The organism is Occallatibacter sp. (assembly GCF_036502485.1).
In the GTDB taxonomy this organism is placed as follows: Bacteria; Acidobacteriota; Terriglobia; order Terriglobales; family Acidobacteriaceae; genus Telmatobacter.
Genome location: NZ_DASXYM010000016.1, coordinates 24,437 through 43,118, shown reverse-complemented (window position 1 = coordinate 43,118; position 18,682 = coordinate 24,437). Strand labels below are relative to the sequence as shown.

Genomic DNA, 18,682 nt, shown 5'->3' with positions numbered 1-18,682 from the left:
CAAGAACCAGACAGGCTGTTTTCTCATCTTCTCTGCTTATTTTGTGGAGATTGTAGTCAGATCTGAAAACAAACTTTGTAGTCAGACCTGACTACACACATCAAGGAGCAGGTTTCCTCTCATCAACTGATTTCGAACACATCCTTGCTCGCCGCCGCCGCAGCATCTGCCCGTTCCATCAACTTCTGGGCCACATCGAAGAACGCGGTCGCCTGCGGACTCTTTGGCCCCGCCAGCGCAACCGGCAGACCCTTGTCGCCACCTTCACGAATTGCCGGGATCAATTCGATTGACCCGAGGAACGGCACCTTGAACTGTGCGGCAGTCCGTTCCGCTCCGCCCTTCGAAAAGATGTCAATGACCTCATGGCAATGCGGGCAAGTGAAGTAGCTCATGTTCTCCACGATGCCGAGCACCTCCACATTGACCTGCCCAAACATCTCCAGCGCCTTGCGCGCATCCTGCAGGCTCACGTCGCTGGGTGTGGAGACCACCACCGCGCCGGTCAGGGGAACCGTTTGCACCAGCGAGATCACCACATCGCCCGTGCCCGGCGGCAGGTCGACTACCAGGTAATCCAACTCGCCCCAGTTCACCTGCTGCAGGAACTGCCGGATGATCTGGTGCAGCATGGGGCCGCGCATCACCAGCGGCTTATCGCCGGGCGAAATGTAACCGATGGAGATCGTCTTCAGTCCGTGCGTCTCATTTGGTTCAATGACGTTGCCGGCGCCCACGCGCGGCGACTGGCTCGAACCCATCATCAGCGGCACATTCGGCCCGTAGATGTCGGCATCGATCAGCCCCACGCGCTGGCCCATCTTTGACAGGGCAATGGCCAGATTCACGGCCACGGTGGTTTTGCCTACGCCGCCCTTGCCCGAACCAACCGCAATGATCTTCGATACGCCCGGCAAAGCCACGGGCTGAGGCATGGCATTTCCATGTGCCATAAGATTCGTACACTCCTTCTTTTTACTTCGTTCTGTTTCGTCTCGCGTGGGAGGCTATGCGTTTTCAGCCGTGGCCTTGCGAGCCGCCTTGCGCCGCGCATGCTCGCGTTCGCGATGTTCGCGCCGCAGCAGCGCATCGTGGTGGCGGCGCTCCTCATCCGCCGTCACAGGTTTCAATTCGGGCACGCGCACGCGCCGGCCGTTCTGGTCGACAGCAACAAAGACGAGATAGGCGCTTGCCACGTGCAGCATCACTTGGGTCTGTGTGTTCTCCACCCAAACTTTTACGCCCACCTCCATGGATGTGGAAAACGCGCGGTTCACACTGGACTTCAGCGTCAACAGGTCGCCCACGTGCACCGGCTGAATGAAGTCGATGTGGTCCATCGCCGCCGTCACCACGTGCGTGCGCGAGTGCCGGTAAGCTGCCATTGCGCCTACCAGATCGATGAAGTGCATCAGCCGTCCGCCCAGCAAATTGCCCAGGATGTTGGCATCGTTCGGCAGAATGATTTCGCTCATTTCCGACTGCGATTCGGGGACTGTGCGCGCGCTGGAGGGAACACTTTCAGTGGAACTCATACCTTGCCGGCTCCATTCTTGTTTTCAATCAACCCGAAAACCCTTCCTCCGGCTACAATGGAACGACGGGGACCGAGCATCGGGGCCACTCTGTTCCAGTTTCGGCAATCCCCTTCAATAACGCAAATCGCATAGGTGGCCGTGATTTCTATATGAGCACCATGGACAAAATCGCAGGTTTAAAAGAGATTCTCGCCTTGGATCCCAAAAACAGCTTCGCACGGTACGGGATCGCCGTGGAACTTGCCAGCCGGGGCGAGACCGATGCTGCCATGGCTGAATTCGACGAACTGCTCCGGAAAGACCCTGACTACACAGCCGGATACTTCATGGCCGCCCAGACGCTGTCCAAGGCGGCCCGCACCCCGGAAGCGGTCGCCCGCCTGAAAGACGGTATCAGCTGCGCTGCCAGAACCGGCAACCGCCATGCATTGAGCGAGATGCAGGCTATGCTCGACGAGCTCAACGGCTGACCCCCTCCTCGGGCTGGCTCCTCTCCGGCCCTCTTCTCTCTCATTTCGGTAAATCCTTTGAAAATCACCCGCGTCTATACTATTGATATGCCGAAGTACTCTATCGTCGTCCCTTTCCACAACGAGGAAGAGAATGTCACCGCCCTCTACGACCGCCTTAAGCAGGTCATGGAGCAGGTGGGCGACTCCTTCGAACTGGTTCTCGTAGACGACGGCTCCTCTGACCGCACGTACAAGTTGCTGGAAGAGATCGCCGCCGTTGACAGCCGGGTTCTGGTGGTTAAGCTGCGCCGCAACTTTGGCCAGACCGCGGGCCTTGCTGCCGGTTTCGACCATGCGTCCGGCGAGTTCATCCTGTCAATGGATGGGGATCTGCAGCACGATCCCGACGAGATTCCCAACTTTCTTGAGAAGCTTGAAGAGGGCTACGACGTCGTCTCCGGCTGGCGCGAGAAGCGCATTGACAATTTTGTCATGCGCCGCATTCCTTCGCGCATCGCCAACTGGCTCATGGCCAAGCTTTCCGGCGTGGACATTCACGACTTTGGCACCACGTTCAAGGCCTACCGCCGCGAAGTGATCCACAACATACCGCTCTACGGGGAGATGCACCGCTTCATTCCGGCGCTGGCCGCCTGGTATGGCGCGTCGATCTGCGAGATTCCGATCAAGAACGTGAACCGGCTGCGCGGCAAGAGCCACTACGGCATTGGCCGCACCTTCCGCGTGTTCTTTGATCTGCTGACGATCCGCTTCCTGATCAAATACATGAGCCGGCCGCTGCACTTCTTCGGTTCCTTCGGCGCGCTCGGCATTCTTCTCGGCAGCTTCATCTCCGCACTGCTGCTGGGCATGAAGGTGTTCAACCCGCACGCCAACATCATGGATCAGCACGGCCCGCTGTTTGTCATCGCCGGTGTGCTCATCCTGGCGGGCGTTCAACTCCTCGCGCTCGGCCTGCTGGGCGAACTGCAGGTGCGCCACTACTACAGCTCGCAAAACAACACGCCCTATGCGGTGGATCGCCTGGTCCGCCTGCGCGCCCCTGAAGAGCCGGGCATCCTGAGGGACAGGGATTAGGGAACAGGAAGCAGACAGCAAAGCCCGCCGGTACGCCGAGCGGGCTTTTTTCATGCTGGTTGCGTCAGGCCACGTTGAGGCTTGATGGGCGACGGTATACTTGCGCGGATACTCCTAAAGGACTCCCATGCTGCACATTCGTATCCACACTCTCCTGCTATCTGCATGCCTTCTTTCATCTTCTCTGATCAACGCTCATGCCCAGGTTGCGTCCGATGCGGAACTGGCGACAATCGCGGCGCGCGGGCGTGTGCTTTACGAGTATGACCAGGCCGCATGGCATGCGAGTGACGCCGCCGCCGCGACGCTTCCGCGCAAGGAACAGATGGCGCAATACATTGCGCGAAAAACCGCGGCAGGATGGGAAGTGGCCTTCGGGCAGATCAGCTCCTCTGGCGATGCCTTCCTGATTGCCGTGTTGGCTAAGCAGGGTAAGTCGATTGAGGAATTCACTGCAAAGAAGTTCGACCAGCCGCAGCGTGACACCGGGTTCTATTTGTCAGCGTCGAAGGGTATTCGCGCGGCCACCAGCGACTTTGGCGGGATGAATCGGCTTTACAATGTGGCGGCCGTTCCGGCTACTAACGGCCAGTTGTATGTCTATCTTGTGCCTGCGCAGACGGACGAAGGCGATTACCCGCTGGGCGCTGATGTGCGCTACCTGGTAGCTGCGGACGGCAAGATCATCAACAAGCGCCCCTTGCACAAAGGCCTGATCCCGCATGGCGACGTCCCTCCTGGAACCAAGATGGCGGGAGGAACTCACTCGCACGTGCTGAGCAATGTGCCGGAGGACACGGATGTGTTCTATGTCCTCACACGGAAGCCGTCGATGCCTGAGTACATCAGCACGCAAACTGCTGTTTATTGTGTGAATGCAGACGGGTCCATCAAAGTGGCGGAGCGGGTGAAGAGCCAGCACTGACCTGAGGGCGCTTTCCTTCATCGCCCTGAGGCGTTGCGCCTCGTGGCGTGAGCGCAAGAAGCACCACGCCAATGACAGCGGTGATCACGACATCGGCAATCTGGCGAGGCGTTCCGTTGCGGGCAGCCTCCACCGTCATTACCGTCATCACTGCGCAGTGAAACAGGCTTTGATAGGCCGCGAAGTTGATCATCAGGCGATGCTGTTCCGGGCGGCGCGCCGCGATCACAAGGAACAGCCCAAGCGCGATGAAGAAGCTGATGAACATCGGATCGCATTCCTGGTTGTGCATCTCGATCAGCCAGCGGCTATGGTGCAGGTCGACGAACAACGGATAGATCAGGCACAGGTAGAAACACCCGATGCCGCCGACCACGATCTGTCGTACGCGATGAAGGGACATGGTTTCATCAAAGCACATCGCCAGGACGCACACAATTTCAATGTGTATTCCCCTGCACCTGCTCCGGTCGGGTATTCTTGGCTGTTATGAAAGCCATCCAGATTCGTGAGATCGGGGGGCCAGAGGTCCTCCAACTCGTCGATCTGCCCATCCCCGCACCCGGGGCCGGGCAGGTGCTCCTCCGCGTCGAGTCCATCGGAATGAACTTCATCGAGCTCTACTTCCGCAAGGGCCAGTACAAAGCCACGCTGCCGATGACACCCGGCAGTGAAGCCGCCGGCACTGTGGAAGAATGCGGACCCGGCGTCAACGGCTTCCGGCCCGGCGATTCCGTGGCTGCGGTCGGCGTGCTCGGCAGCTACGCCGAATACGCGCTGGTGCCCGCTGCGCAGCTCGTCAAGGTCCCCGATGGCGTCACGCCCGAGCAGGCCGCCGCGGCGATGCTCCAGGGGATGACGGCGCACTACCTTGCCTACTCCACCTGGCCGCTCAAAGCCGGCGAGACCTGCCTCATCCACGCCGGTGCGGGCGGGGTCGGGCTCCTGCTCACGCAGATGGCCGCAAAGATCGGCGCGCGCGTCATTACTACTGTCTCCACGGAAGAAAAGGCGGAGCTCTCCCGTGAGGCCGGCGCCAGCGATGTGATTCTTTATTCGCAGCAGGACTTTGTTGCCGAAGTTAAGCGCCTCACCAACAACAAAGGGGTGGACGTGGTCTACGATTCCGTAGGGAAGACCACCTTCGAAGGCAGCCTGAATTGCCTTCGTCCGCGCGGGCTGCTTGCTCTCTTCGGCGGATCGAGCGGCCCCGTCCCGGCCATCGATCCTATCCAGCTCTCGAGCAAGGGCTCGCTGTTTATCACGCGGCCCACGCTGTGGCATTACATCCTGACGCGCGATGAACTGGAGCGCCGCGCCAGCGATGTTCTCAACTGGGTGAAGAGCGGCGATCTGAAGCTGCGCATGGAGCACATCTATCCGCTCACGGAAGCGGGCCATGCGCAGTGCGAGATGGAGAACCGCCGCACAACGGGGAAGATTTTGCTGGAGCCGTAGCCGAGTTGTCAGTTCACGGTTCTCGGTTTTCAGTGACGATGTTGGCCGGCCGGCAAACTGTTCGCTTGAAATGGAATTGAAACCTGCCGATTTTGAGCAGAACTATGAACTGTGAACGAAGAGCTATGAACTACGCATGTGAACCATGATCCCCATCTCATCGACTGACCGCGTTTTCGTCCTGACGGGCGCCGGCATCTCGGCCGAGAGCGGCCTGCCTACCTTCAGAGCGTCTGATGGGTTGTGGGCCGGCTACAACATTGAAGAGGTTTGCACTCCCGAAGCTCTGCAGTCCAACCCCGCCCTCGTATGAGAGTTCTACTCGCAGCGGCGCGCGCAGGGAGCTACAGCACAACCCAACGCCGCCCACGTCGCACTTTTTAAGCTCGAGTCGAAACTCGGCGAGCGCTTTTTTCTGTGCACGCAGAATGTCGACGACCTGCACGAGCGCGCCGGTTCGAAGCGTCTCGTCCACATGCATGGGGAACTCGCGAAGTCTCGTTGTGAAGATGAGTGCGGCCGTCCGGCTGTTCCGGACACAACGGCCTACAAGAGCCTCGACGAAGTTCCGCGTTGCGCATGCGGCGCCCGCCTACGGCCGCACATCGTCTTTTTCGGCGAGATTCCTCTCGACATGGACCGCATCCAGAGCGAGATCGACCGCGCCACGGTGATGATTGTCATCGGCACGTCGGGCTCGGTGTATCCCGCGGCCAACTTCGTCAACTGGGCCCGCCATCACGGCGCTAGGACGGTTTATATCGGGCCGGAGCGGCCGTTGAACGCCCAGGCCTTTACCACCATAGTTGAAGGCAAAGCCGGCGAAGTCATGCCTGGGTTGTTCGACGCGCAGTAACCTGAGCGTTTGCCGACTCCGCTAACCCCGCTGCCTGTCAAAATCCAAACCGGTACCGAACCTCTGCCGTCACGGTCCGCGGATCGTTGTAATGAAATCCGCCGATCGTCTCCGAGTTATCCATCAGCACGCGGTGATCCAGCACATTCACGGCGCTGGCTGACACCTTCCACCGCTCGCCGAAGTTGTGCCCGGCCGACACATCGAACGTGGTGTGCGCCGGGAGATAAGCGCCCTGGTACGGCCCGATGCCCGAGTCCTGCATCCCGTTCACAAAGCCAGACCCATAATAGACATTGGTCGCAAACCACGTCCGCAGCGGCAGCCGTGCTGTGAATCCTGTATTCAGAGTGTGCCGCTGGTCATGGTCGAGGGCCTGGTAGTCGAAACCGTCATTGCACGCCGGGTCCGTCGCAAGCCGGCACGTGAATCCGCCGGTAATGCCGCCGCGCTGCTGGGCGATCTGGTTGGAATAAGCCAGGTGGAACTGCGCGTGCCGCGCGATCTGGGGCGAGCGCACCGTCATCTCCCACCCGCGGATCAGCGCGCCGTCAATCGAGATGGGGAAGTAGAGATTTGACTCACCGAGAGTCGCGTGGTCCAGGTAGTTGTTCACGCGCGTGCGGAAGGTATCCACGTCCAGCGTCCACCCGCGCACCGGAATCTGCACGCCGAACTGATGCTCCTCATCGCGCTCGGAAGGCAGCGGCACCAGTGTATTCGGCCCTTGATCGCCCTGCCCCCGCACATAGTTAAGGAGCGCGCTTGACACCGTAAGCACCGGCGCAGGCTGGAAGAACTTCCCATAAAATCCGCGCAGCACCCAATGCAGCTTTGGAATCTCCGCCGTCGCGCCCACTCGCGGAGAAAGCACGTTCTCCGTCAGCGCCTGGTGATAGCTGGAGAAGCGCAACCCGCCCAGCAGCGTGACATACCGGCCCACGTGCAGATGATCTGACACATGCGCCTCGATGAGCCCCGCCGGCATGGCCGCGTTGGTTGTTGCGAGGCCGCCGCCCTCGCTGTCAGTGAGCGCGAAGCGATCGTGCTCCCACTGCGCAAAGGAGTAGAGCCCCGCCGCCAAGTTGTTCGGCCCAGCATCGGCGCGTGCATCGGCCTGCATTCCGGCATAGTTCGACGTCTGGTGCCACGTCGTCGCCACCGGAATGTCGTGCGGAGAGGAATCGTAGTTCGCCAGGTTGTAATGCCAGAAGGGTGCCAGCTCGAACATGGCTTTTGGTGAAATGGTGTGCACCCAATTGGCGATCACAAATGAGTCGCGCTCCGTCTGCGCATCGCGCAGGCCGGACGAATTGTAGGCGCTGTTCTGCCAGTCTTCAGCGTTGGGATCATTCGGCACCTGAAAGTAATCCTGCCGCCATTGTCCGGTGAGGCGAAGCTGATCGCCGGCGGTCTGGTTGCGGATCAGCGACCCGAAGGCGCTTTGGGAATTGGTGCGGTCATGCATTACCTCGGGGATGGGCGTCTCCAACCCATAATCTGCCCGCGATCCCGTGCCGCTCAGATACCAGGCGGTCTTCGCGCTGTGATCGCCCAGCGCCAGTTGCGCTTCCCCGCTTGCGAAGTTTCCGCCCAGCAGCATGAGCTCGCCCTGGCGGCTGAACTGAAACCCGTTACGCGGCAACACGTCGAACACCCCATAGGTGCGGTCGCCTACATCTGCCCCGTAGCTTCCGCGCTGCACTTCCAACTGGTCAATGTCCTTGGGGTCGATCTGCGGGCCGACATTGGCATCGATCTTCGTGTTCGGAATGGAGATGCCATCGATGAGCCAGCTCGCCTGGTGGCCGCCGCGGATGTGCAGCATGTCGTGCGTCATGTAGGCGCCCGGCACGTAATCCGTGATCATCTGCATGCCCAGCGTGCGGCTGGCGCCGGGGGTCGACTGAATGTCCTCGCGCGTAATCAGCGTCGTGGGCGTGGTGGTATCAAGCGCTGCCATGGTTCCATCCGTCGCATGCACCACGACGTTCTGTGCGGCGGCAGCCAACTCCAGCGGAATATGCAGCAAGGGATTCGTTCCTGAGCTGAGCGTCAGAGCCTCCGTCACGTGCGCAAAGCCTGCCGCATCCACCTCGAGCCGGTAATTGCCGATTGGCACGTTGGGCAGCGTGAATCCGCCGTCGGACACGGTCTCCGCAGCGAGGTGAAAATCCGAATCGCTGGCCCGCAGCCACACATGAGCGCCGGAAACCGGCCTGTGCTGCGGATCGTGCACGATCCCATGCACCGTGGCAAAAACGGTGGCAAACGCCGGCGCACCTCCCGCCATCAGCATCGACACCAAAGCAATCAATATGCAGAGAGGAAAACGTCTCATGAAGCCCGACCTCCAAAAGCAGCACGAACGAGCAGCAGCAAAAAGCTGCTTGCGACAGAACCAGGGGAAATGGTTGATTGAAGGGAAGAGAGTGCTGTTTTAGAGGAGGGCGGGAGGGCCGCGATCGGCGGCAGGGCGCGCCTGATGCGCGGTGACGATCTGTACGCTGGGCACGATCGGCTCCGCGGCCGTCGCGTGCGCAATGGAAAATCCCCCCGGTAGAGTGAAACCGCAGCGTGTGGCGGGCGCGGGCCGGTGATACCGGGGGCAACTGGCAGGGGCGCTTACAACGTGCACCGGCCCGGAAGCCTCGTCGATCGACATCACGCAACGGTGTACGCCGTGGCGGCGGCAGCAGGCGGGCAGCTGCGACTCATCGCTGCCGGGCAGGAGGGCGCTCAGAGGCCCCAGCCAGAACAGCAACACCATCGCGATGGAAACGAGCCGCCGCATGCTTTCAATCCTTACATGAGCTTTATCAGCAGTCTTTGTGTTAAGGCAAGCACTCCTTTGGGAGCGCGGCAATCAGATAGATGCGGGACGCGGCTCAGGTATGATCGGCACATCGCATTTTTTCACCGTCCCCCTTTCCGGAGAGGAGTATCCGTGTCTCAAGCAACTGTTCCGTCAGGCTCGGCCGCGGCCCCGCAGGAGGCGCGCAGGCTGCGTCCGCTGCGCGCAGCCATCTTCGGATTCGGCACGGTCGGCAGTTCCGTGGCCCGTATCCTGGCCGAATGCAAGCCTGAAGGGGTGGAGCTGACGCACGTCTTCAATCGCAATGTGGGACGCAAGCGCGCCGATTGGGCAGGGACCGCCGTCCAGTGGAGCGAAGACGCCGACGCGGTTCTGGCGTCCGATGCGGACGTGATCGTGGAACTTATGGGCGGGCTGGACCCCGCAGGCAGCTTCATTCGCCGTGCCCTCGAGGCAGGCAAAAGCGTGGTCACAGCCAACAAGAAGCTCATCGCGTTTCACGGCGTGGAGTTGGAAAAGCTGGCCGCACAGCGCGGCGGACATATCAAGTACGGCGCTGCCGTGGCGGGCGGGATTCCGGTCATTCCCGGCATCGAGCAGGGCCTGGCCGGTGACCGCATTGAGAAGCTGGAGGGCATCCTCAACGGCACGTGCAACTTCATTCTCAGCCAGATGGAAGCGGGCGCGGAATATGCGCCGGTGCTCGCCACGGCCCAGCAGCGAGGCTATGCCGAGGCAGACCCGACGGAAGACGTGTGCGGATTCGACGCGCGCGCCAAGCTTGCCATCCTCATGCGGCTGGCTCTGCGCGTGGAGGTCGATCCCGACGAGATCCATCCGCGGCCTATCACCGAGGTGACGGCGGTTGACTTCAGCTATGCGCGCGATCTGGGCTGCACCATTCGCCAGGTGGCCCGAGCCCAGAAGACCAACGGCGCTGTCGCCGCGACCGTCGGCCCCACGCTGATCGATTTGCATTCGCCCATGGCGTGGTCGCGAGGTACGGAGAACATGGTCATCCTCAGCGGCCACTACGGCGGGGACGTGGTCTTCAGCGGCCACGGCGCAGGCGGGCACCCGACGGCTGTGGCCGTGGTCAGCGATCTGATCGCCCTGGCACACGGATCGCGCCGCGTAGATATCCCGTCGCAGACGACAAGAATCGGGGCGGAGTTTGAAGTGCCGCACTACATCCGTTTTCTGGTCAACGACCGGCCGGGCATTGTGGCTGAAATCACCGGAGCCCTGGCCCGCGAGCGCATCAACATTCGCGCCATCATGCAGAAGGCCGGCTATCCGGCCAATGCGCTGCCTTTCGTCGTCACCGTGGAACCGTGCAAGTCGTCGGCATTGCAGCGGGCTCTTGCCAGCATCCGCACCATGGACTGCCTGCTGGAACCGCCGCTCGATCTGCAGATGCTCGAGTAGCAGGGAGCAGAACCAGGGAGCGGGGCCAGGGATCAGGCACCAGGGACCAGGCATCAGGGTCCAGAAGAGCCTTAGACCCGGGCGTCGCCGCAGCAGCATAACCAACCTAACATCTAACCGTTGTCCTCCGGAGGCTGCCCCCAAATGATTGAAACCAACTATCGTTGTGAGATTTGCGGAGAAGAGAGCCAGAACCCGGTGCGGTGGTTCGTCATCCACTGCGGGGACACGCAACTGGCCATCCATCGCTGGACCAAGGAAGCCGCCAATGCGCCGCACGCACGCCATTACTGCGGTGAGGCTCACGCGCAGGTGTACATCAGCCGCTGGTTCCAGACCTTCTGCGGGTGAGCGTCGCTCGGGGCTGGATGTGTTTACCAGTAAGTAACTTTTGCCCCCGAAAGGTGATTCGGGAAGGTGGGTCTTTTTTCGCCGGACATTCGCAATATCTTCGGGTTCAGGGCGAAAATATGACCTGCGGCCATTTTTCGCATAAACTGTATAAATTTCATCAACTTACGCGCTATATCGGGGTGAAAGGTTTGCAGCGAATGGGGGTAAAACCCTATTAGTTTTGTAGTAAACACTCTCCAGGGCGTGAGGGGCAGGTTGTGAGTTAGGTTACGGGATTGCGCAAGACTGGCCATGATTGGAAGGAGTCCATTGTGCACCAGAGTGACCCTGCGAAGCTGTGCCGGTGGTCACAAGGCTGGCCCGGGGAGCGGTCGTGATTCAGGCCGTGGGCGCAGGTGCGGTGGATTCGCGCACAATCAGCTCCGGCTCCATCGTGATCTCGGCCGGATATTCCTTGTCGCGGTTCGCGATCCGGTCCAGCAGCACCTCTGCGCCGCGCTTGCCCATCTCCAGCAGCGGCTGCCGCACGGTGGTCAGCGAAGGCGTGGAGTAGGCGGCGGACAGGATGTCGTCGAACCCGACCACGGACACATCCTGGGGGACCGAGCAGCCTGAGTCCTTGAGCGCGCGGATGGCTCCGATGGCGGCGATGTCATTGAAGCAGAACATGGCGGTAAAGCTGCGGTGCTTGTCGAGCAGCGCCTTCATGGGCTTGTAGCCGATCTCGGGCGCCATGGGATGATAGCCGGTTTTCATCGACCAGCCTTCGGCATCGATGCGGATCACGTTGGCTGGGTCGATTTTGAGCCCCATCTCCGCAGTCACTTCCTGAATGGCATCCCAGCGGTATTCGGAGTCGGGAATCGCTTTGGGGCCGCGCATGAAGGCGATGCGGCGATGTCCCAGGTCGTAGAGGTGCTTCAGGGCGAGTTCCACCGCGGCGTGGTGATCGAGAACGATATTGGTAACGTTTTCGACCTGGCTGTGGGCGGAGATGGCGACCACCGGCACGGGCACCTGGATCTGGTCTGCCGGCGTGTTCAGCAACAGAAACCCGTCGACGGCGCGCTCCACCAGCATGCGCGGATACTGCTCAATCAGTTCCTTGCGCCAGTCGTGGCAGGCGGTGAAGTAGAAGTAGCGGGCGGCGGTCAGCTCCTGCACAACGCCGTTCATGACGCGGGTGAAGTAGCCTTCGCTGAGGTCGGGGGCCAGCACGCCTACGCTCATGGAGCGGCTCTGCCGAAGCGATCTGGCGAAGTAGTTGGGCCGGTAGTTGAGCTTTTGCGCCGCTTCCATGACGCGCTGCCGGGTTTCCGGCGGAATGGATTTGGCCGAAGGGGAGTTGTTCAGCACCAGCGATACGGTAGTCTGCGAGAGCTCGAGGTACTCCGCGAGCATGCGCAGATTGACGTGTCCCGGAGGCATACTTGTCTTTCCCTTTGGCATGACGAAGTTGTAACACGATTTACCCGCGGCGTGAAACGGTATGACGTCCCTGCCGGTGCTTGATCGGATTCCTTGTCCGCTGCGGACCAGTAGACAGGGAAAAGGGAAAAGGGAAACAGGGACGAAGGGACTACCACGGGGGCATCGCGCCGGCAGGAGGCGTTACTTCATGGGTATCTCGACGCGATTGACGCCGGGCTTGAGCTCCTGCGTTCTGCCATCGAATTCGAATGTCCCATTGAGAGAACCCGGCAGGGTGATCGTGGCGTGGAAGACGGAACCGCCTTTCATCTGCACATTGCGTTCAGCGGGAGTCCAGTGGTACTCCACTGCGATCATTCCCTCCGGATGCGGATACGAAGCGCTGAGGGAAGGCAGGTCGCCCAGATGCGGCGCGATGCGGACGGTCTTGAATCCAGGACTGGCGGGCTCGATGCCGACGACCAGGGTGAGCAGGTCATAGATGGGGTGAGCCGTCCAGGCGTGCGAGTCGGAGCGCGTATTTCCGGGCTGCTCCGGCCAGGTGCTGAAGTGCAACGGCAGCAGACTGCGCCACGCATCCAGCGATTTCAGATAGTCGTCCGCCATGCCGGCGTGGTCCAGGGCTCGGGCCAGGTAGAAGCGGAAATAGAGCGAGGCGCTCTGCATGCCGTTCGGAGTTTCGCCGGGTTGGATGGGAAGCATGCGGGTGAGCACGTCCTTCTGCTGCTCTTTGGGAATCACGTCATAGAGGACGCCGAGGATGTTGGCCTGCTCCGAGAAGTCTTTGCGGTCGGGATTGTCTGCCAGCAGCTTTCTCTCCGTGCTCCAGCACTGCGAGGCCAAGCCTGACCGCAGGCGCGCGGCGCGCTCCCGGTGTTGGCCGGCGATGTGCGGGTCGCCAAAGGCCTGTTCGAGATCGGCGGCATCGTTCAGCGCGCCGAGGTATTCGAGAGAGGTGAGGCACGACTCGCCTTTCGCTCCGTAGCTCCCCAGCTCACCTTTGATCACCCAGTCCACGAACGACCACCACGGCACCTTTTTCAGCAGGCCGTCGGGCTGCTCATATTGCGCGAACCAGTTGAGCACGGAGCGTGTGCCCTGGAGGGACTCCTTGACTGGCGCGGGATCGGGCCGGTACATCCACCAGTCGTGGAGCATGCCAATCCAGAGGAGGGAGAAGGTGGGGATGTTCTGGGGCAGGGAACTGGGATAGCGGGAGCGCGTGATGCCTTCGGGAATGCGCGATGTGTTGAAGGCTTCGAGGGCCTGTCGCCCCAGCCGGTCATCGCCGCCTACGGTGTACGAGATGAGCGCCTGAATGCGCGTATCTCCGATGTATTGAAGCTGCTCGTAGTACGGCGTATCCATATAGGTTTCGTGGGCATCGAGCCGCGCCGTCCGCCAACTGATTTCCCAGATCTTGTCGAGGTCCGGCTTTCCGGTGGTCAGCCTGGCACGCTCTTCAAATGGATAGGCCGTGAACTGCGCTTTCAAGGACTCGAGCGTGAGCGGCTGATCGCCGGTGGCGATGTCGAGATCGAGATACCGCCAGGTGCGCCACCAGAGGGGTTCGAAGGTGCGATGCCGGCCGCCATCAGGAAGGAAAAGGTCATTCAGGCCGGCGGCTTTGCGATCGTGTTTTTGACCCTGCGCGCCGGTGTAGTCGAGGGCGTCGCGGTCACCCTTGTGAAACTTGTCGTCGAAGAGGGCTTCAGAGTAGGTGAGTTGGATTTTGGCGCCTTTTCCGCCGGAGACGGTGAGTTGCGGGTAGGCGGTGGTGAGGGCTTTGCGGTCGAGCAGCAAGGCCAGATGCGCGTGCGCCGGAACGACGCCGGATTCTGCCGGGAAGCCCTCGAACGAACCATGAGGAGAACTCACCGATGCGCTCACTTTGCCTGGCTCGCCCGGGACCGATTCGCCTTTTGTAGCGGTGGCACGGACTACCTTGCCGGGGTCGACGGGAGAGTACGCCATGTGCGGCAGCTCGTCGGGCACAAGTCCCCAGGGGTTGTCGCCGGTCTCGTCGGCGGAGTGGGCGCGGTTGGTGCCGGGGGAGGCGCTGTCGCGCATGGGGTCGCCGGGTTTGACCCAGTTGGATCCGGCCGCGGATTGCGCATCCCAGCTCCAGTCATATTGGGCAGCGTCGAGTTGCTCGCCGGGGCCGGAGGCGTAGTAGGCGGTGTAGGTGAGGCTGGAACGCGGAAGCGGGGTCTGGCCGGGTTCGACTTCGACCTGCCATCCGCCCGGGGTGCTGATGCCTGTATCGCCTGTGGCTTCGCTTTCGAGCAGGAAGGCGGTGCGGTCGCTCATCTGGGCAATGGGGGCAAGGACTCCGAAGTTCCAGACTGTGGCGGTGATGAGGTTGGAGCCGGCGCGAAGGTGCGGTGCGAGATCGAACCGCTCGTAGCGCCAGTGGGTGAGGTCGCCGCGGGCGGGGCCATCGCCGACGCGCTTTCCGTTCACATAGAGGAGGAAGCGATTGTCGGCGCTGACGCGGACGATGTAGGTGGCGGGGGCGGCGGTCAGATGGAGGTCGCGGCGGAAGTGCAGGACGAGGGGATCCCGCAGCGGGGCGGTCGGATGGGTGATCCAGGAGGCATGCCACGGGCGGGTTGGAGGGTCTGGGTTGGCATCCACGGCCGGACCGGAAGGCTGGGGTGTCTGGGCGCCCAGGGGCAGGGAGGCGGCGGCGAAAAGCAGCAGGGCAAGAGTACGGCGCATCGGGCTCCTCAAGAGGTGCATCAGGGAACTAGGGTATCTGACAGGGGGGCTTTTTCACCGGCTGTATGCGTCTGATTTTGCTGGACTGTAACGTTATGTTCATAATTGCCGGGTAGCCTTGTCACTGGTGATCGGACAAGTGCCCGAGATACGTGTACCCCAAATCAAACCTCCGCCTGCACCGGGATCTTCCACGCTGGAAGCGCCCAGGGCGCAAGCACCGGCGCGTGAGTCGGAAGTCCGGAAGTTCCTCCTGTCCCGCGGAAACTCCGCGATGGCGGACAGGGGTTTTCAATGGCTGATGTTTCTGTGCGGATTGAGCATCTTCGCCATTGTGGCCCTGATCGCTTTTGAGCTGGTGCTTCGGTCCGATCTGGCGTGGAAGAACTTCGGATTTCAGTTCTTTTTCAGGGCCGATGTCGACCCGTCGACGCACAAGCCCTGGTACTGGGACCCGGTAAACGGGCATTTCAGCGCGCTGCCTTTTGTTTACGGGACGCTGGTCACATCGTTTATGGCTCTGCTGATTTCCGTTCCGCTGGCCATTGGCGTGGCTGTGTTTCTCACGGAAATGTGCCCCAAGGCACTGCGCACCGCGCTGGCGTTTCTGACGGAACTGCTGGCCGCGATTCCCAGCGTGATTTACGGGCTGTGGGCTGTGTTTGTGCTGGTGCCGCTGTTGCGGCAGTATGTAAATCCCCTGCTGATCCGAAGCCTGGGATGGACCGGAATGTTTGGCGATGACAATCCGACGGGGCTGGGCTATTTTGCCTCGGCGGTAATTCTGGCGATCATGATTTTGCCGATTATTTCTTCACTCACGCGCGAGGTGATGATCGCTGTACCGCACTCGCAGCGCGAGGCGGTGCTGGCGCTGGGCGCCACTCGTTGGGAGATGATACGCACGGGGGTGTTGCGCAATGCTCGGATTGGCATTGTGGGCGCGGTCATCCTGGGACTGGGCCGTGCGCTGGGCGAGACCATGGCGGTGACCATGGTGATTGGCAATACGCCGGAGATCAGCAAATCGGTGCTGGCGAACGGGACATCGATGGCAGCGGTCATCGCCAACGAGTACGCCGAGGCGGTTACGGATCTGCATCGGAGCGCCTTGACGGAGATCGGACTGGCATTGTTTATCGTGACGATCATCGTGAATGCGCTGGCGCGGTTCCTGGTGTGGATGGTGACGCGCGGCGCCCCGGCGCGGGTGCAGTAAGGAGCCAAGGTGCAGACCAGGGAGCATAGCTACAACTCGCGGGTGCGCAGCGTGACCGATCACATGGTGACGTTCCTGGCGATCGCGGCCACGGGGGTGGTGATTCTGCCGCTGTTTGCGATTTTTATCTACCTGGTCTACAAGGGCGCGAGTTCGCTGAATCTCGACTTCTTCACCAAGGTGCAGAAGCCGCCCGGCGAGATGGGCGGGGGCATGGCGCACGCGATTGTCGGCTCGGCGGTGCTGCTGGGTCTGGCGAGCCTGATTGGAGTTCCCATTGGCATCGGCGGCGGTATCTACCTGGCCGAGTTCGGGCGAGGAACGCGCCTGGCACACGGCATCCGGTTTACGGCCGATGTGCTTAACGGGGTGCCTTCGATCGTGATGGGGCTGGCGGCGTATTCGCTGGTGGTGATGCGGCAGGGGCACTTTTCGGCGCTGGCGGGCGGAGTGGCTTTGGGCATCATGATGATTCCCACGGTGACCCGCACCAGCGAAGAGATGCTGCTGATGGTGCCGAATGCGGTGCGCGAGGCGGCTCTGGGGCTGGGGCTTCCGAACTGGCGTTCGGTGCTGTCGATCACGGTGAAGACGGCGTCGCCGGGCATTATCACGGGTTGCATGCTGGCGTTTTCGCGGGTGGCGGGTGAGACGGCTCCGTTGCTGTTTACGGCGCTGGGCAACTCGTTCTGGAGCACCGACCCGAATCGTCCTATCGCGGCGTTGCCGCTGCAGATTTATGTGTTTGCGCTTTCGCCTTACGACGACTGGCACCGGATGGCGTGGGGCGGCGCATTAGTACTGATTCTTCTGATTGTGTTTGCAGTATCGCTGGTGCGGTATGTGACCAGCCGCGGCGTGTTGAAGGGGGCGAGCTAAGTGGGTGTCGGAATCGAAGTGGAAAAGCTGAACGCGTGGTACGGCACGAATCACACGCTGCAAGACATCAGTTTGCATATTCCGGCCAACGAGGCGACTGCGCTGATCGGTCCCTCAGGCTGCGGTAAGAGCACGTTTGTGCGCTGCCTCAACCGGATGCACGAGACCAATCCGGTAGCCCGCGTCACCGGTGTGGTGAAGATGGGCGAAATGGATATTTATGCGGATTCACAGCCGGTATCGATTCGCAGGCGGGTGGGCATGGTGTTCCAGCGGCCCAACCCATTTCCGACCATGTCGATTTACGACAACGTTGCCTCGGGGCTGAAGCTGAACGGCTTCCGCAACCGCCGGGTGCTGGACGAGACGGTGGAGCGCTCGCTGAAGAAGGCAGCGTTGTGGGACGAGGTGAAAGACGACCTGAAGAAGAAGTCGGGAGCGAGCCTTTCGGGCGGCCAGCAGCAGCGTTTGTGCATTGCGCGCGCGCTGGCTGTCGACCCTGAGGTTCTGCTGATGGATGAGCCGGCATCCGCGCTCGATCCCGTATCGACATCGAAGATCGAGGATCTGATTTTTGAACTGAAATCGCAATACACCATTGTGATTGTGACGCACAACATGCAGCAGGCGGCGCGTGTTGCGGAGAAGACCGGGTTTTTCCTGAATGGGCGGCTGGTGGAGTTCGACTCCACGCATAAGATCTTCACCAATCCCAGCGACAAGCGGACAGAAGACTACATCACAGGCAGGTTCGGATGACACGCATCAAATTTCAGCAGAGCCTGGAAGACCTGAAGGAAAACCTGCTGGTCATGGCGGGTCTGGCCGAACAGTCTATCCAGCGGGCGGTAGAGGCATATCGCACCCGCGATCTGTCGATCTGCGATCTGGTAAGCCGCAGCGAGATAGCGATCAACCGCATGGAGCGCGACATCGATCATGCGGCGCTCGATCTGCTGGCGATGGAACAGCCGATGGCCTCGGACCTGCGCTTCATTCTGAGCGTGATCAAGATCAATTCCGATCTGGAGCGCGTGGGGGATTCCGCCAAGAACATCAGCGATCGCGTGCGCCAGATTGAGCAATTGCCCAGTGCCGAACTGCCGGTGGATATTCCGCGCATGGCGACGCTGGCGGCCGATATGGTGCGCAAGAGCCTGCAATCTTTTATTGACGCGAATGCCGAACTGGCGCGTTCTGTGCTCACCATGGATGACGCGGTGGACGCGATGAATCGCAGTGCATACAAGGCACTGACCAAGGTGATGGAAGAGCAGAGCCACCTGGCTCCGCAGGCGCTTAACGCGCTGATGATCAGCCGCAGCCTGGAGCGGGTGGCGGACCACGCCACCAATATTGCCGAAGACGTGATCTTCTGGGTGCAGGGAGCCGATGTGCGGCACCACAAGAGCGTGATGGCGCGGCAGCAGGCGCAGAACAAGCCGACGCCCTCCTCGGCCGATTGAGCAGACAGCCGGGGGCGTTCGGCAGACCAGAGGGCCAGCGGT

17 protein-coding genes and 1 pseudogene are annotated in these 18,682 nt (G+C 61.2%); 11 read left to right on the top strand and 7 right to left on the bottom strand.

Going from position 1 to position 18,682, the window contains the following annotated elements:
• Positions 1 to 122: 122 nt before the first annotated feature.
• Both VGL22_RS02790 and VGL22_RS02785 read right to left on the bottom strand, forming a co-directional pair.
• Positions 123 to 953 (bottom strand): Mrp/NBP35 family ATP-binding protein, encoded by an 831-nt coding sequence (locus tag VGL22_RS02790; RefSeq protein WP_465265353.1) that lies wholly within the window; start codon positions 951 to 953, stop codon positions 123 to 125.
• A gap of 54 nt (positions 954 to 1,007) precedes the next feature.
• The gene (locus tag VGL22_RS02785; RefSeq protein WP_465265352.1) at positions 1,008 to 1,535 is read right to left on the bottom strand and encodes an acyl-CoA thioesterase; all 528 of its coding nucleotides are present in this window, start codon (positions 1,533 to 1,535) and stop codon (positions 1,008 to 1,010) included.
• Between the two features lie 152 nt (positions 1,536 to 1,687).
• Between VGL22_RS02785 and VGL22_RS02780 the strand changes: the two genes are divergently transcribed.
• The 3 genes from VGL22_RS02780 to VGL22_RS02770 all read left to right on the top strand — a co-directional run bounded on the left by VGL22_RS02780 (position 1,688) and on the right by VGL22_RS02770 (position 4,013).
• The gene (locus VGL22_RS02780) at positions 1,688 to 2,008 is read left to right on the top strand and encodes a tetratricopeptide repeat protein (protein WP_465265351.1); all 321 of its coding nucleotides are present in this window, start codon (positions 1,688 to 1,690) and stop codon (positions 2,006 to 2,008) included.
• 87 nt (positions 2,009 to 2,095) lie between these two features.
• The gene (locus VGL22_RS02775) at positions 2,096 to 3,088 is read left to right on the top strand and encodes a glycosyltransferase family 2 protein (RefSeq protein WP_465265350.1); all 993 of its coding nucleotides are present in this window, start codon (positions 2,096 to 2,098) and stop codon (positions 3,086 to 3,088) included.
• A gap of 127 nt (positions 3,089 to 3,215) precedes the next feature.
• A complete protein-coding gene (locus VGL22_RS02770; protein ID WP_465265349.1) occupies positions 3,216 to 4,013 on the top strand; it encodes a hypothetical protein in 798 nt (265 codons plus the stop codon).
• Here VGL22_RS02770 and VGL22_RS02765 read toward each other — a convergent pair.
• On the bottom strand, positions 3,979 to 4,449 hold the full coding sequence (locus VGL22_RS02765) for a DUF6632 domain-containing protein (protein ID WP_465265348.1): 471 nt from the start codon (positions 4,447 to 4,449) through the stop codon (positions 3,979 to 3,981). The genes VGL22_RS02770 and VGL22_RS02765 overlap by 35 nt on opposite strands.
• A 53-nt stretch (positions 4,450 to 4,502) precedes the next feature.
• Here VGL22_RS02765 and VGL22_RS02760 point away from each other — a divergent pair, with 53 nt between their 5' ends.
• Together VGL22_RS02760 and VGL22_RS02755 are read left to right on the top strand one after the other, a co-directional pair.
• Positions 4,503 to 5,471, top strand: coding sequence for a quinone oxidoreductase family protein (locus VGL22_RS02760; RefSeq protein WP_465265347.1), 969 nt, complete (start codon positions 4,503 to 4,505; stop codon positions 5,469 to 5,471).
• Between the two features lie 145 nt (positions 5,472 to 5,616).
• Positions 5,617 to 6,327: pseudogene (locus VGL22_RS02755) on the top strand (SIR2 family NAD-dependent protein deacylase).
• A gap of 37 nt (positions 6,328 to 6,364) precedes the next feature.
• On the opposite strand, the gene VGL22_RS02750 reads toward VGL22_RS02755, so the two are convergent.
• Both VGL22_RS02750 and VGL22_RS02745 read right to left on the bottom strand, forming a co-directional pair.
• Entirely contained in the window at positions 6,365 to 8,668 is a 2,304-nt protein-coding gene (locus VGL22_RS02750) for a TonB-dependent receptor (RefSeq protein ID WP_465265346.1), read from the bottom strand.
• Between the two features lie 99 nt (positions 8,669 to 8,767).
• Positions 8,768 to 9,121 (bottom strand): hypothetical protein, encoded by a 354-nt coding sequence (locus tag VGL22_RS02745; protein ID WP_465265345.1) that lies wholly within the window; start codon positions 9,119 to 9,121, stop codon positions 8,768 to 8,770.
• A 153-nt stretch (positions 9,122 to 9,274) separates the two neighbouring features.
• On the opposite strand from VGL22_RS02745, the gene VGL22_RS02740 reads away from it, so the two are divergent.
• Together VGL22_RS02740 and VGL22_RS02735 are read left to right on the top strand one after the other, a co-directional pair.
• Entirely contained in the window at positions 9,275 to 10,570 is a 1,296-nt protein-coding gene (locus VGL22_RS02740) for a homoserine dehydrogenase (protein ID WP_465265344.1), read from the top strand.
• Positions 10,571 to 10,714: 144 nt separating this feature from the next.
• Complete coding sequence (locus VGL22_RS02735) at positions 10,715 to 10,921, top strand: hypothetical protein (protein ID WP_465265343.1); 207 nt, start codon at positions 10,715 to 10,717, stop codon at positions 10,919 to 10,921.
• A 381-nt stretch (positions 10,922 to 11,302) separates the two neighbouring features.
• Here VGL22_RS02735 and VGL22_RS02730 read toward each other — a convergent pair whose 3' ends face one another.
• Entirely contained in the window at positions 11,303 to 12,352 is a 1,050-nt protein-coding gene (locus VGL22_RS02730; RefSeq protein ID WP_465265342.1) for a LacI family DNA-binding transcriptional regulator, read from the bottom strand.
• Between the two features lie 183 nt (positions 12,353 to 12,535).
• Positions 12,536 to 15,076, bottom strand: a complete 2,541-nt coding sequence (locus VGL22_RS02725) for an alpha-L-rhamnosidase-related protein (RefSeq protein WP_465265341.1) — start codon at positions 15,074 to 15,076, stop codon at positions 12,536 to 12,538.
• Between the two features lie 274 nt (positions 15,077 to 15,350).
• Between VGL22_RS02725 and pstC the strand changes: the two genes are divergently transcribed.
• The 4 genes from pstC to phoU are packed head-to-tail and all read left to right on the top strand — an operon-like array spanning position 15,351 to position 18,640.
• Complete coding sequence (gene pstC / locus VGL22_RS02720) at positions 15,351 to 16,295, top strand: phosphate ABC transporter permease subunit PstC (protein ID WP_465265340.1); 945 nt, start codon at positions 15,351 to 15,353, stop codon at positions 16,293 to 16,295.
• A 9-nt stretch (positions 16,296 to 16,304) separates the two neighbouring features.
• Positions 16,305 to 17,174, top strand: coding sequence for a phosphate ABC transporter permease PstA (pstA, locus tag VGL22_RS02715; protein ID WP_465265339.1), 870 nt, complete (start codon positions 16,305 to 16,307; stop codon positions 17,172 to 17,174).
• The gene (gene pstB, locus VGL22_RS02710; RefSeq protein WP_465265338.1) at positions 17,175 to 17,933 is read left to right on the top strand and encodes a phosphate ABC transporter ATP-binding protein PstB; all 759 of its coding nucleotides are present in this window, start codon (positions 17,175 to 17,177) and stop codon (positions 17,931 to 17,933) included.
• Complete coding sequence (phoU, locus tag VGL22_RS02705; RefSeq protein ID WP_465265337.1) at positions 17,930 to 18,640, top strand: phosphate signaling complex protein PhoU; 711 nt, start codon at positions 17,930 to 17,932, stop codon at positions 18,638 to 18,640. Before pstB ends, phoU begins: the two co-directional genes overlap by 4 nt.
• Positions 18,641 to 18,682: the final 42 nt, after the last annotated feature.